We start from the raw sequence: 12748 nt of genomic DNA on the forward strand, positions 1-12748 counted from the left end.
CGCGCTTTGATTTATCAAAGCTCACCTCCCTTATTGAGGGAGGAGCCTTCTGGGTTTTGTTGAAAATGTTCAGAGATTTCTAGGAGTACTGAGTCTAGGTTTTCAAAAACCATTTTGTTCTCAAACCGGATAACGGTAAAGCCAAGCTCATTCAATACTTCTGTTCTTTTACGGTCATATTCTTGTGCTTGTGGGGTAAAATGAACCGCTCCGTCCAATTCTATGACCAATTTTTCTGCGGCACAGTAGAAATCAACAATGTAGTTTTTGATACTGTGCTGTCTGTTGAAACGTCTTCCGCATAATTTTTTGGCTTTCAAGTGTCGCCATAAAAATGCTTCGGCAGGGGTTAAATTTTTTCTGAGTTGTTTGCGGTAGGCTTGTAATTCCTTTCGGCTGTGAATTCTTTTTTTCATCAATCCCATTTAAAAGTTCCCCTCTTTGCCCAAGAGGGGTGATTCGGTCTAACCGAATCGGGGAGATTGAGAATTACAATATAAACATTTAAAAACTCACCCTAAAACTTACATTGGGGGTAATGCCCAGCGAAACACTTTCCACCGTTTCAATCTGATTCTCATCATTGACCCGATAGTAGCGGTTAAGGCTGTTTTTGCGGTTGGTCATGTTAAGTAACGAGACTCCCGCATTGGCTTTGATGCCTCGAGTAAGGTTAAAACTATAAATGGCCGAAGCATCGGCTCTGAAGTATTCTGGCAGTCGGCGGCTATTAGGTGCTTCATAGTTGATTCGAGCTGGGAAAAAATTGGTGTCCAAGGCTTCATCCCCTTCCAAAGGTTGGGTATATGGTTTTCCGGTGCGGTAGTTGACACCCACACTCAATTTTAGGTTCTTGTATGAATAGGTGCCCGCAAAAGTGATGGTGTGTCTAATATCCAAATTGTTGGGAAAACGGTTTGGAATAATGGAGTCAAATGTATAATCATTTTTATTGTAGGCATAGCTCAGCCAAGTGCTGTATCGGTTCCCTCTTTTATTGATGAGAAATTCAATTCCCTTTACATCATAACTGCCGATTTCGCCATTGAACTGATCTTGATTTTGGAAGCCTTGGGTACTGGTACTGATACCGTCCACATTTTTATAAAATCCTTCCAAACCCACATAGAAATTGTTCCGCTCATAGTTGATACCCACCGAACCTTGTTTACTTTGGGTCACGGGCAGGGTGTCGTCATCGGAAAGAATCCATCTTCGTTTTTCAATACCCAAAAAATTTTGCTCCAAATCTATGACCTGATTGGTGGTCTGACTCTTAAATTCTCCCAAAACTTCAGCACGTAGATAATTGGCCAATCTAAAGTTTAGGTTGATTCTGGGCTCCACTAAAAATGTATTAAAAGTGTTCAAATTTTCAATGAAATTAAACCGTGCCCCGAATTTCCCAATGAATTTGTTCTCAAAGGAAGTATACCCAATTTCGGAATAGGGTGCATGAATGCGTATTACTCCTTTAATATCACTGTTGAAAGGGGGTTGGGTAACATTGGTCGTGTTTGTAATGCCGGTTTCAATATATTGAAAGCCGTTCCTCCACCGCAATCGGTCTGACACCGCATATTCTGTATTGAGCTTAGCCGCCCGCTCGTCTACACTATTTTTTTGGTCCACTTGGCGCACTTGGTTAAACACACTCTTGCCATCTAAATTATAGTTGGAATAATAGATGTTCAAATGGGATGAAAACCTGTCATTCCACTGACTTTGTAATTGTGCACCAACGGATAAATTGGCCTGTTTTAATAGACTGACGGAGGTTTCATTGTCCGTTGTATTGTTTTCCACATAGCGAAGATTGTTATTTAGGCTGATAGCACTCAACCTAAATTTGTGTGCATCATTGATATCAAACAGTAGTTTTCCTGAAAAATCGTAGAAATAGAAGTCTTCATTCCGGATGATTTCGTCTTCTACGGCCATGTTATCCTCATCGGTCACTTCACTGTCTTGAAAGGCACGGTCAAAAAACTTGTTGTAGGTGGGGGTGTTCAAAAAATCTGTTGTGGACCTGCGTGCCGAGAATTGGAGCCCTAGTTTATCACTCAATGGAAGCTGCCCAAAAACATCACCACTGATAAAATTAAATCCGGCGCCACCTTCAAAATATTCAGTTATGCTATTACCGGTTTCCATTTGGATAACACTGCTCACCCCGTCACCAAAGTTGGCAGGTGTACCGTTTTTAATCACCGAAATTTTGTCCGTTAAATAGGGGTTGAAGGCCGATATCAACCCAAAAAAGTGTCCGGATTGATACATTTTAATACCGTTCCAAAGGATGAGATTTTGGTCGTTTGTGCCACCGCGAACATTGATGTCAGATACGGTCTCGTCTATACTTTTAATTCCGGGTAGGGCTTGAACCGTTTGCAGGATGTCTGGTTCAATAAGCCCGGGAAGAATTCCAAACTCAGCAGTGTTCATGGTGATACTTGCATCGGTCTCTTTAATAAGTCCGGTGGTCAGGAATTTGTATACAATTACTTCATCCAGTTGCTCGTAATGCTGGGCCATCAATATTTTGGGGCACCCACCTTGTTTCAACAGATTTTCAACAGAAATGTATTTGGTGAGATAGCCTAAGTAGCGGACTTTCAACGAAGCATCTCTTGGGACATCTGTTAGCGTAAAATTGCCGCTGGCATCCGTGGTTTGAGCATTTGTGGTGCCCAAAACTTCCACGGTGGCTCCAGGAATGGTGTTTTCGGCAAAATTATCGAGCACCGCTCCGCAGAGGGTTACTGAGCGCAGTTTTGTCAGCGTATAATAACGTTCGCTTAGCTTGTTGGCTTCAATCTGATATTGGTTTTCAATGTATTGAAGAATGTCTTCCAGAGAGACCAGATTTTTTGGAATGGTCATGGGAATATCATCCAAATCTTCGTTGAGGTATGAAAATTTGACATTAAAGCGCTCTTCCAAGGTTTTTATATATGGAACAAGACCGATGGGTTCCTGCTGTTTTTCTTGAGCATAATTGAAAAAGAAGAACAGTAAAAAAACCAAAAAATGGCCAACTTGGCTATTGCGACGTATTTCCAGCATAGAAAAGTACGTTATCACCCTCAACTGTATAGTTAATGTGAGATGGGGCACTTATACTTTTTAACGCCATATCGAGGTCTGTGTTGCTAAAGGTACCGGTAAAAAGTAAATTGGTGTCTACATTTTCGGTTTTTACCTTGATGTTGTACTGTCTTTCCAGTTCATTGAAGACATATTGAAGAGGGATGCGCTCGAAATTACTTTCATTGTTCATCCAAGTGGGTTGACTGCCATTGGGTTTGGAGGTATCGATAACCTTTCCATTGATTACCATGAAAGAAGTACCTGCAGGCAATTTGGTTTCTGTATTGTTGTGGGTTACGCTCACCAATCCTTCGTAACAAGTAACCTCAAAGAAATTTTTTCTGTTTTCTACATTGAACTGGGTGCCCAAAACGGCTACCGTACCGTGTTCGGTCTCTACCGTGAATTTTTTTCCTTTGGCCACTTTAAAGAAAGCTTCACCTTTAAGGCTTACGTTTCGTTTTTTGTCCCAGTTCTTTTTACTGAAAGTTACTTCGGAATCGGCATTAAGGAAAATTTCGGAATCATCGGGAAGAGTACCTTCGGAACGTTCTGCAAACTGGGTGGTTATGTTCTCGTTTAATGTGTTCAGGTAAAAATAGGAACCAACAATAAGTACGGCAATAGCAGCGGCAACACGAAGGAACTTTTTGAAAGGATTCAATGTAATTACTTTTGGAGATTGCCCCATGTGTATCTCTTTAAACCGCTCCAAACTTTGGTCCACATTGAACTCAGGGGCCTCCAAAGTATTGGAAACCTTTTTGAGTTTTTCATAGGAAGCATACTCTTCGGACTTTTTAAATTCCGCAAGTTCCTCCTCAGAAAGCTCTCCACTGAGCCATTTTGCCAAGTAATTTTCTTGCATGATTTCTATGCTTTACTTTCTTATAACAACTATGGTATAAAATACCCTACTTTTTTCAGTTAACAATTTTCAATGAACAGTTATCAATAGGTTTGCAGTCTTATAATTGGTTATTGCTAATTGTCAATTGTTTATTGTCCATTGTACTATATTCCATCAATCTGCTCCCGTAAGCTTTTTAGGGCCAAATGCATCCGTTTTTCAATAGCCTTTACACTAACACCTTCCATCTCTGCGATTTCAGCATATTTTTTTCCGTCAATCCTGTTGAGCAAGAATGTGGTCCGTTGGTTTTCTGGTAATGCATTTAGGGCGTTGTCCAACTTTTCCTTGTATTCCTGTTCTTCCATCAAAAACTCTGGGGAAAGATTTGAAGAATGGTCATCAACACTATTGGCATATTTTAAGCGTACTTTTTCCGCTTTGATTACATTAAGATATAGATTGTTGGCCACAGTGTACACAAACGACTTCGCTTTTTCGGGGCTTACCTTGGCACAATTTTCCCAAAGCTTCACAAAAGCTTCCTGTACGGCATCATTGGCTTTCTCCTCATTGCCAAATTTGTAATATATGTAGTTAAAAACCGTTTTGGAATGGGCCTTGAATATGGAACTGAAGACCTGATCTTCACATACGTTGCTCATGGGAAAGAATTTGTTTCCTCATCAAAGATATTTGAAAAAAATTAAGATTTGGTAGGGTTTTTTTTAACACGGTTGTTTTAGAATTGAATTGTAACCCCAAAATTCAAATTGTTATGAAAAAGTTGATCAACAACTTATTGTATGTAGGGCTATCGCTTTTAGCCCTCAATTTCACCTCTTGCCAAGACGAGTTCGAAGAAGTGGGAGGTACTGATGAACAAGAAACTATTCAAGCTAACTCTTCTGTAGCTACATTAATTAAGGAAACCTCTTCCAAAGATGGTTCTTATGACAACATTGTAGATGGTGCCAGCTGTTTTGCAGTGCGATTTCCCTACACTGTTGAGGTTAATGGTATCGAGATTACATTGGATTCCAAAGAAGATTTGCACGCCATCGAAGAAATTTTTGATGAAGTGGATGACGATGAGGACATCTTAGATATTTTCTTTCCCATTACCATTACCTTGCCCGATTTTTCCGAAATCGTAATTGAAAACAAAGAACAACTGCTTGAAAAAGCTGAGGAATGTTTTGAAGGTGGCGGTGATGATGATATTGAATGTATAGACTTTGTCTACCCCATCACACTTTTCACTTTTGATATCAACGCCCAGCAGTCTGGAGAGGTAAAGATTGAGAGTGATGAGCAAATGAGAAGGTTCTTTGCGGAATTGGATGAAAACGATCTAATCAGCATAGAATTTCCACTGACTCTTAAAAAATATGATGGTACTGAAATTGTTGTTCAGAACAACTCTTCATTGGCTACAGCCTTAAGTAACGCCAAGGATATGTGCGATGAAGATGATGATGACGACTATAATGATGATGATTTCACCAAAGAACGCTTGGATGCCCTTTTGGTTGAGTGTCCATGGGAAGTTCGCGAGATGTATCGTGAAAATGTAAATCAGACCGATCAGTACTTGGAGTATCTTATGACATTCAAAGAAGATGGAAGTGTAACGGTGAATGACCGTATCGGTAATACCATTAATGGAACCTGGAGCACAAATGCAACAAACGAGGGTGTTCTGGTTGAGTTGGACTTTGAATTCTTGGTCGACTTTAACTTAGAATGGGTCGTTTACGAGTTGGATGACGACAAAATCAAATTCTATAACGACAATGGCAATAAGATTATCCTAAAACAACGGTGCGATACCACTCCTGGCGAAGAACCAAACCCCAATATCTTGAGGGAACTCCTTGGAGAATGCGAGTGGATCATAAAAAAAGTTACCAATCAAGGTGAGGAGATCGAAAGGCTTTTGGGCTATGAGTTCAAGTTTATGGCCGAAGGCATGGTAACTTTGAGCAACGGTGTTAATACTTCCGAAGGAACATGGGAGATTGGACTAAACAGCCAAATGGTATTGTCCCTAATGATTAATATTGGCGATGAAGAAGGCGTAAGTTTTGAGTGGCCTGTGCGTGATCTGACCAACTCAAGATTGAAATTTGAGATTGACGAAACCGATTACGAATTGGTACTTCTAAAAGTGTGTGATGACAGTGCCGATGACGGAGACATTACCGAAATTAGAAACATAATGATGGGTGGGCCTTGGAACGTAGCCCTTTACTCTGAAGGTGAAGTGGATTTGACCACCGAATTTGTCGGTTTGGAATTTAACTTCGCTACCATGCACCAAGTTGAAGTTTCCCTATTGGGTAATGTAACGGCAGAAGGTCTATGGAGAATTCTAAGGGATTCTGAAGAAGGACTAAAGTGCTACCTCAACTTTGATAGCGCAGATATTTTAGGTGAATTAACCGAGGATTGGAAAATAATGTCAGTAACCGCTACTCGAATAGAATTGAAGAACGAGAGTGGAGATGGAGTTCTAGAAACCTTGGTCTTCGAGAAATAATAAAAATTTTCCCCAATCTTTTTGATTTGAGAAGGACGGCTCTCCCCAAAGCCGTCCTTTTCTTTGTTATTATTCTTAACTTTGTCCTCCTTTTAAAATAAAGAGCACCTATGTTCGATAATTTAAGCGAAAAACTGGATAAGGCACTCCACTCCCTCAAAGGGCATGGACAGATAACAGAAATCAATGTTGCGGAAACCCTTAAAGAAGTTCGAAGAGCGTTACTGGATGCCGATGTCAATTTTAAGATTGCCAAGGAATTCACCAATAAAGTAAAGGAAAAGGCGCTTGGTCAGAACGTATTGACCACTTTGCAACCGGGCCAGCTTATGGTCAAAATTGTAAAGGATGAGTTGACGGAACTCATGGGCGGTGAAACTGAAGGTATTGACCTTTCTGGAAATCCATCGGTAATTCTCATGTCCGGTCTACAAGGTTCAGGTAAAACCACTTTTTCTGGAAAACTGGCCAATTTCCTTCAAAATAAAAAGAGCAAAAAACCACTTTTGGTGGCTTGTGATGTCTACCGCCCCGCTGCGATTGACCAGCTGCATGTGGTCGGAGAACAAATTGGGGTCGAGGTGTATTCCGATAGAGATAACAATGACCCAGTTGCCATAGCCAAAGCAGGGATAAAGCATGCCAAAAGTTTAGGTTGCAACGTAGTGATCATTGATACCGCTGGTCGTTTGGCCGTGGATGAGCAGATGATGACCGAGATTGCCAATATCCACAAGGCTATTGAACCGCAAGAAACCCTATTTGTGGTGGATGCCATGACCGGTCAGGATGCGGTAAATACGGCAAAGGCCTTTAATGATGTCCTTAATTTTGATGGGGTCATCCTTACCAAATTGGATGGTGATACCCGTGGTGGTGCAGCCATTTCCATTAAATCGGTGGTGGACAAACCCATTAAGTTCATCGGTACCGGTGAAAAAATGGAAGCCATTGATGTGTTCCACCCTTCCCGTATGGCCGACCGTATTTTGGGGATGGGGGATGTGGTTTCCTTGGTTGAACGTGCCCAAGAGCAGTTTGATGAAGAACAGGCCCGGAAAATCCAAAAGAAAATTGCCAAAAACAAGTTTGGATTTGATGATTTCTTGAGCCAAATCCAACAGATCAAAAAAATGGGGAACATGAAGGACCTCATGGGCATGATTCCCGGTGCTGGAAAAGCGTTGAAAGGCTTGGATATTGATGATGATGCCTTTAAGCATATCGAGGCCATCATCCATTCCATGACGCCCGATGAACGTTCTACTCCCTCCAAATTAAATGCAAGCCGTAAAAAACGAATCGCCGCTGGTAGCGGAACTTCCATCCAAGAAGTGAACCAACTCTTAAAGCAGTTCGATCAAATGAGCAAAATGATGAAGATGATGCAAGGCGGTGGTGGCAAAAAGATGATGCAGATGATGCAGAATATGAGATAATTTTAGTCAGTAGTCAGTAGTCAGTAGTCAGTAGTCAGTAGTCAGTAGTCAGTAGTCAGTAGTCAGTAGTCAGTAGTCGGAGAGCTATAACCAAAACCAAATACAAGACCATGGAAATCCTTGACGGGAAAAAAATATCGAACCAAATCAAAGAAGAAATCACCGTTGAGGTGACCCAAATGAAGGAACGGGGTGAAAAAGTTCCCCATTTGGCCGCAGTTCTGGTGGGCAATGACGGTGCCAGTCTCACCTATGTGGGCAGCAAGGTGCGTTCCTGCAAAAAAATTGGTTTTGAATCTACCCTGATTCATCTTCCCGAAGAAACCACGGAAGAAGAATTGTTGCAACATGTGGCCGACCTCAATGCCAATCAAGATATTGATGGGTATATTGTGCAATTGCCGTTGCCCAAACATATCAATGAAGAAAAAGTGCTCATGGCCGTAGACCCCGATAAGGATGTGGATGGTTTTCACCCCACCAATTTTGGAAAAATGGCCTTGGAAATGGAATCCTTTATTTCAGCAACTCCCTTTGGCATTATGGAGCTATTACGTCGCTATAATGTAGAAACCGAAGGAAAACACACCGTTGTCATTGGTAGAAGTCATATTGTGGGAAGACCCATCAGCATTTTAATGAGCCAAAAGGGAAAGGCGGCCAATTCCACCGTAACCCTAACCCACAGCCGAACCAAAGATATTGCTTCCATCACCCGCCAGGCCGATATTGTTGTTTCTGCATTGGGCGTTCCCAATTTCTTGAAGGCCGACATGGTCAAAGAGGGCGTGGTTATTATAGACGTGGGCATTACCCGAGTACCCGATGCATCACGGGAAAGAGGCTATTACATCACCGGTGATGTGGACTTTGAAACTGTGAGCAAAAAGGCCTCCTACATCACGCCGGTGCCGGGAGGTGTAGGCCCAATGACCATTGCCATGTTGTTGAAAAATACCCTGCTGGCAAGAGAAAGGCACCAAGCTAAAAAAGCTTAATCCTTGTTTTCATCCGCTTGGGTTCCCATCAGAAGAACCTCTTCCTCATCATTGGGAGCTAGGTAATCTAAATCATTATCACCTTCGTCATTGGTGCAGCTGGTTACGGCCAAGGATGAGACCAGTACCGTGATCAATAGTAGAATAATTTTCATAATAGTACGATTTGGGGGGCACTATTGCCTGTTCAACTTCTTATAGAACGTTTTAGCGTATGTATTCTTGTTTTTCACCCCAAATATTCGATGACTTGCTTTACTGTGAGTTCGGGATGGGCCTATACTTAAGTCTTGGTTTTTAGAAGTTTGAATAATCTGTCAGGTCGAGCGCAGTAGAGACTTAAATGAAAAGTGCAAGTTTTAAGGCTTCTCAACTTGCGTGGGGAGTAACATATCCTTTCTCCGGGCACATAGTAAAGGGTTGGCCATAGACTGAGCTACTTTGCAAATAATTGTCCCATATCTTTGAATGCTTTGAATTCAAGCGCGTTTCCGGCTGGGTCTAAAAAGAACATGGTGGCTTGTTCACCCGGCTCACCCTTAAATCGGATGTAGGGTGCAATCACAAAATCAATCCCTTTTTCTTCCATTTTTTTGGAAAACGATTGAAAGGTATCCCACTCCAAAACAACACCATAGTGGGGGACGGGCACATTTTTTCCGTCGACTGGATTGGTGTGTAAATCTTCTTCAGATTTAGGTTTGTAATGAATCACCAATTGATGTCCAAAGAAATTAAAATCTACCCAATGGTCACTGCTTCGCCCTTCCTTGCATTCCAAAACATCACGATAGAAAACTCGACATTCATCCAAATTATGAACGGGAATGGCAACATGAAAGGGAGTAATATTTGACATAATGGAGTTTTTAGGAAAGTTAGGGCAATTTTTTAAGCTTCCAAAAAAGTGATGATTTGATTGTTCACATCTTCCTGATGCATGGAATGGCCCAACCCTTCCGTAGTGACCAGCTGGCTCCCTTTCCATTTTTTATGCACTGCTACCGAAGCATGATAGGGTGTGATGGCATCAAAACGATCGTGGAACAACAATCCCATTTTGGTGTTGGATTCCGCAAACTTAGAAGTCGAAAACTCACGGATTTTAAACCCAAATCGGTTTTGAATATCATCATCCAGAACCTTCATCACCCTATTATTAAAACGTAATAACTCTTGGTAGTGGTCCATAATCTCATGAAACTCTGACGGTGATCCGATAAGAATCATTTTTTCCACATCAGGATTTGGGTTGGTGAATTCGTTGTACATCAAAGTCATACCCCCAACCGAATGTCCAATAAGATGCCTGGGATTAAACTTCTCTATCATATGGCGCAAGGTTTTTTCGTATAAAGGAACATGTAAATATTTCCCAGAGGAATATCCATGGGCGGGTGCATCGAAGGCAAAAATGTTAAAATTAGCCTCTCGTAACTTTTTTATAAGGTTGCGCCACCTGAATGTGTTGCTTTCCCAACCATGTACCAATAACACGGTATCCTTGCCACCTTTCCAGTGGTAGGTCTGAATCTTCAGGTTGCCAACGTGTTCTTGGGAATGTTTGGCTTCCTCTAAATAATCCACTTGTTGGGGTTGTACACGACCTTTCCGAACCGTACAAAACAAATGAAATGCCTTATTGGCTGTTTTTTTTGGGGAGATGAGCGTATAGAGATTAAAATATTGGCCGTAGGCCAAAGGAATTATTTTTGCTAGGAGTTTTTTCATTTGGTTACTTTTTGTAACTTACTCTTTAATAGTTACTAAAAGTACATATTCATTTTAGAACAAAAAAGAAGTCACCTCAACAAAACTAAGTAAGCGTATGGAAACTGTTGCTGAAAATCAAGAAGTTGGAACCGTCAAAAAATTGGAAAAAATGTTTGGGCATATCGATTTTAGGAACCCGCCCGAACTTTGCCCTGTGCGTGATGTCATGTCTGTGGCCTCGGACCAATGGAGTATCCTTATTATTCTTTGGTTGGCCTACTTCCCAGTACTTCGGTTCAACAAGCTTAAAAAGTATGTTTACGGAATCTCAAATAAAGTATTGAGCCAACGGTTAAAAGTATTGGAAGCGGATGGCTATATTTCCAGAACAGCATACCCTGAAGTCCCCATTCGGGTGGAATACAGTCTTACCGAGTTTGGCCAATCCTACGTGGAAAAATTATTGGAGCTGACCGAATGGATGCAGGCCAATAGCCCAAAAGTACTAGCAAATCGGGAAAAATATGGACTGTTTTAATCTCGAATCTGATTCCAGATATCCAGATACATTTTCCAATTACCGTTCTCTTTTTTCCAAACCACCACGTATTTTCCTTTCCAGTTGTCAATGGAACCCTCCTTATTTTCCGATTTTCCCTCAAAGTATCCATAATCGTGGGCATAGTCTCCAAGAAAGGTGATCTCTTCAGGGATTATTTTATGATGTACTATTTTGGTACCAGCCCCCATCATCCATCGTTCTTTAATAGCTTCTCGGCCGGATATGATATCCGCATTATTAGGAAAAATTTTGGCATCCACAGTGTAGCTGTTGGCCATGGTTTCAAAATCACCATTTATATAGGCTTTTGAAAATGTTTTTGTCGCTGTTATGATTTTAGCTTTTTCCACCTCATTGCCATGGTTGACTTTTCCGTTGGTACAATCTATTTTCCAAGTTGGAAAAACAACGGATTCCGTTTTATCCACCCATTCCCCAATCCATTTAAACCCTGAATCGGCAATGTCGTAAAAAGTGAGTCTATAAAACCCGTCTGTTCCATTGGGAGCTTTTTGTTCCCTGTAAAGCACAATTTTTCCATCTTTTGTCTTATTGCCTTCCCACGAGGGTAAGGTGGTTGAAACTCTTGGAAAACTATAGTAGTGCACATACCATCTTGTGCTGTCTGGAATAAATTGACGGATGCTACCGGAATACGTGCCATCTTCTTTCAGTGTCTCATCCTGAATGCCCATTCCGTTCATAATATACTTGAAACGCCAAATCATATTCACGGGCTCGGCCCAAGTTTGGTCCGCTTTTCTAGATTGGGATGTACAATTGCATTCTCCAATCAAGGGAGCAAAGTCTAAAAGTTCAGCAGGGGCCTTTGGGTTGGGCAGACCATACGGGTGTTCCAAAGAAGGCTCAAAATCATATTGCGACCAGAGTGCAGCGGGAAGCAGGCAAAAAATAAACAACATGTTTTTCATTGGTTTGGCTTTGGGCCATAAATTAACCAATTGGTAGAGTCTTATGCTCCTGTTTAGCAATAAATTAACAAGTTATTCCCACCCCAACATCAGGTACTTTATTTTGGCTTCATCAGGGATTTGCACTGCTTCAATATTGGATGAAGAAAAACGAAGATTGGACGGCAATTCTTCCTTGTCAATAGTAAAATAGAGATTGCTTTCCTTTGGAAAAACCACAATACTGCTAATGGTCGTCACTATTTTCTTAATGGCATATTGCTTTTGAATGTCCTTAAAGGTGCTTTGTAGTCCTATGCCTTTATCCGTTTTATAACGTTTGTCCAGAACCCTAACATTTTCAATAGTGGGGATGCTGTCTGTACTGGGTGTCAAAGTCAATAGATGTTTACCTCCTTTCTCAAAAACTTCAATCTTTTTGGACGAATTTCCAATGCTAAGTTCTGATGTGTCCTTTACAACAGAATCATTGGCAAAGAGTGTTTCCAGTTCTGAAATGGGCGATGATTTAAAAAGGGGACCCACACTATCTTCAGTGATGCGATAGGGTGTGTCTTTTTCACAGGATTGTACAAAAGCCAATGTGCAGGCTAACAGTAGTAGGGCAGTTTTATTTCTCATT

The 12748-nt window shown here is 41.2% G+C and carries 13 protein-coding genes; 4 read left to right on the plus strand and 9 right to left on the minus strand.

Features of this window, described 5'->3' with window-relative positions; translation table 11 throughout:
- Window positions 1–14: 14 nt before the first annotated feature.
- The 4 genes from ACFOWS_RS04220 to ACFOWS_RS04235 all read right to left on the minus strand — a co-directional run bounded on the left by ACFOWS_RS04220 (window position 15) and on the right by ACFOWS_RS04235 (window position 4605).
- Complete coding sequence (locus ACFOWS_RS04220) at window positions 15–416, minus strand: endonuclease domain-containing protein (RefSeq protein WP_207096795.1); 402 nt, start codon at window positions 414–416, stop codon at window positions 15–17.
- A gap of 88 nt (window positions 417–504) precedes the next feature.
- Window positions 505–3066: a carboxypeptidase-like regulatory domain-containing protein gene (locus tag ACFOWS_RS04225; RefSeq protein ID WP_379762710.1), complete on the minus strand. Its 2562-nt coding sequence runs from the start codon at window positions 3064–3066 to the stop codon at window positions 505–507.
- Window positions 3044–3958: a FecR family protein gene (locus ACFOWS_RS04230; protein ID WP_379762712.1), complete on the minus strand. Its 915-nt coding sequence runs from the start codon at window positions 3956–3958 to the stop codon at window positions 3044–3046. The genes ACFOWS_RS04225 and ACFOWS_RS04230 overlap by 23 nt, the downstream gene beginning before the upstream one ends.
- A gap of 146 nt (window positions 3959–4104) precedes the next feature.
- Window positions 4105–4605, minus strand: coding sequence for an RNA polymerase sigma factor (locus ACFOWS_RS04235; protein ID WP_366590793.1), 501 nt, complete (start codon window positions 4603–4605; stop codon window positions 4105–4107).
- A gap of 113 nt (window positions 4606–4718) precedes the next feature.
- Between ACFOWS_RS04235 and ACFOWS_RS04240 the strand changes: the two genes are divergently transcribed.
- The 3 genes from ACFOWS_RS04240 to folD all read left to right on the plus strand — a co-directional run bounded on the left by ACFOWS_RS04240 (window position 4719) and on the right by folD (window position 8919).
- A complete protein-coding gene (locus ACFOWS_RS04240) occupies window positions 4719–6482 on the plus strand; it encodes a hypothetical protein (RefSeq protein ID WP_379762714.1) in 1764 nt (587 codons plus the stop codon).
- A 110-nt stretch (window positions 6483–6592) separates the two neighbouring features.
- On the plus strand, window positions 6593–7921 hold the full coding sequence (gene ffh / locus ACFOWS_RS04245) for a signal recognition particle protein (protein WP_379762716.1): 1329 nt from the start codon (window positions 6593–6595) through the stop codon (window positions 7919–7921).
- A 110-nt stretch (window positions 7922–8031) separates the two neighbouring features.
- Window positions 8032–8919, plus strand: coding sequence for a bifunctional methylenetetrahydrofolate dehydrogenase/methenyltetrahydrofolate cyclohydrolase FolD (folD, locus tag ACFOWS_RS04250; protein ID WP_379762718.1), 888 nt, complete (start codon window positions 8032–8034; stop codon window positions 8917–8919).
- Here the strand turns inward: folD and ACFOWS_RS04255 are convergent.
- The 3 genes from ACFOWS_RS04255 to ACFOWS_RS04265 all read right to left on the minus strand — a co-directional run bounded on the left by ACFOWS_RS04255 (window position 8916) and on the right by ACFOWS_RS04265 (window position 10650).
- Window positions 8916–9074 (minus strand): hypothetical protein, encoded by a 159-nt coding sequence (locus tag ACFOWS_RS04255; protein WP_379762719.1) that lies wholly within the window; start codon window positions 9072–9074, stop codon window positions 8916–8918. The two genes, folD and ACFOWS_RS04255, sit on opposite strands and share 4 nt — an antisense overlap.
- 281 nt (window positions 9075–9355) lie before the next feature.
- Entirely contained in the window at window positions 9356–9778 is a 423-nt protein-coding gene (locus ACFOWS_RS04260) for a VOC family protein (RefSeq protein ID WP_379762721.1), read from the minus strand.
- Between the two features lie 32 nt (window positions 9779–9810).
- Complete coding sequence (locus tag ACFOWS_RS04265; protein ID WP_379762723.1) at window positions 9811–10650, minus strand: alpha/beta fold hydrolase; 840 nt, start codon at window positions 10648–10650, stop codon at window positions 9811–9813.
- A gap of 97 nt (window positions 10651–10747) precedes the next feature.
- Between ACFOWS_RS04265 and ACFOWS_RS04270 the strand changes: the two genes are divergently transcribed.
- Window positions 10748–11170, plus strand: a complete 423-nt coding sequence (locus ACFOWS_RS04270) for a winged helix-turn-helix transcriptional regulator (RefSeq protein ID WP_366590784.1) — start codon at window positions 10748–10750, stop codon at window positions 11168–11170.
- Here ACFOWS_RS04270 and ACFOWS_RS04275 read toward each other — a convergent pair.
- Window positions 11167–12126: a YybH family protein gene (locus tag ACFOWS_RS04275; RefSeq protein WP_379762724.1), complete on the minus strand. Its 960-nt coding sequence runs from the start codon at window positions 12124–12126 to the stop codon at window positions 11167–11169. The two genes, ACFOWS_RS04270 and ACFOWS_RS04275, sit on opposite strands and share 4 nt — an antisense overlap.
- 72 nt (window positions 12127–12198) lie before the next feature.
- A complete protein-coding gene (locus ACFOWS_RS04280) occupies window positions 12199–12747 on the minus strand; it encodes a hypothetical protein (RefSeq protein WP_379762725.1) in 549 nt (182 codons plus the stop codon).
- Window position 12748 lies beyond the last annotated feature (1 nt).

This window comes from Flagellimonas marina (genome assembly GCF_042651185.1).
Classification (GTDB): Bacteria; Bacteroidota; Bacteroidia; order Flavobacteriales; family Flavobacteriaceae; genus Flagellimonas; species Flagellimonas marina.

Excerpts from the sequence above, each read along its gene's own strand:
- ACFOWS_RS04270 (WP_366590784.1), top strand. The coding sequence starts at position 10,748 with ATGGAAACTGTTGCTGAAAATCAAGAAGTTGGAACCGTCAAAAAATTG.
- ffh (WP_379762716.1), top strand. The coding sequence starts at position 6,593 with ATGTTCGATAATTTAAGCGAAAAACTGGATAAGGCACTCCACTCCCTC.
- ACFOWS_RS04275 (WP_379762724.1), bottom strand. The coding sequence starts at position 12,126 with ATGAAAAACATGTTGTTTATTTTTTGCCTGCTTCCCGCTGCACTCTGG.
- ACFOWS_RS04240 (WP_379762714.1), top strand. The coding sequence starts at position 4,719 with ATGAAAAAGTTGATCAACAACTTATTGTATGTAGGGCTATCGCTTTTA.
- ACFOWS_RS04235 (WP_366590793.1), bottom strand. The coding sequence starts at position 4,605 with ATGAGCAACGTATGTGAAGATCAGGTCTTCAGTTCCATATTCAAGGCC.
- ACFOWS_RS04230 (WP_379762712.1), bottom strand. The coding sequence starts at position 3,958 with ATGCAAGAAAATTACTTGGCAAAATGGCTCAGTGGAGAGCTTTCTGAG.
- ACFOWS_RS04220 (WP_207096795.1), bottom strand. The coding sequence starts at position 416 with ATGAAAAAAAGAATTCACAGCCGAAAGGAATTACAAGCCTACCGCAAA.
- folD (WP_379762718.1), top strand. The coding sequence starts at position 8,032 with ATGGAAATCCTTGACGGGAAAAAAATATCGAACCAAATCAAAGAAGAA.
- ACFOWS_RS04280 (WP_379762725.1), bottom strand. The coding sequence starts at position 12,747 with ATGAGAAATAAAACTGCCCTACTACTGTTAGCCTGCACATTGGCTTTT.
- ACFOWS_RS04260 (WP_379762721.1), bottom strand. The coding sequence starts at position 9,778 with ATGTCAAATATTACTCCCTTTCATGTTGCCATTCCCGTTCATAATTTG.
- ACFOWS_RS04255 (WP_379762719.1), bottom strand. The coding sequence starts at position 9,074 with ATGAAAATTATTCTACTATTGATCACGGTACTGGTCTCATCCTTGGCC.
- ACFOWS_RS04225 (WP_379762710.1), bottom strand. The coding sequence starts at position 3,066 with ATGCTGGAAATACGTCGCAATAGCCAAGTTGGCCATTTTTTGGTTTTT.
- ACFOWS_RS04265 (WP_379762723.1), bottom strand. The coding sequence starts at position 10,650 with ATGAAAAAACTCCTAGCAAAAATAATTCCTTTGGCCTACGGCCAATAT.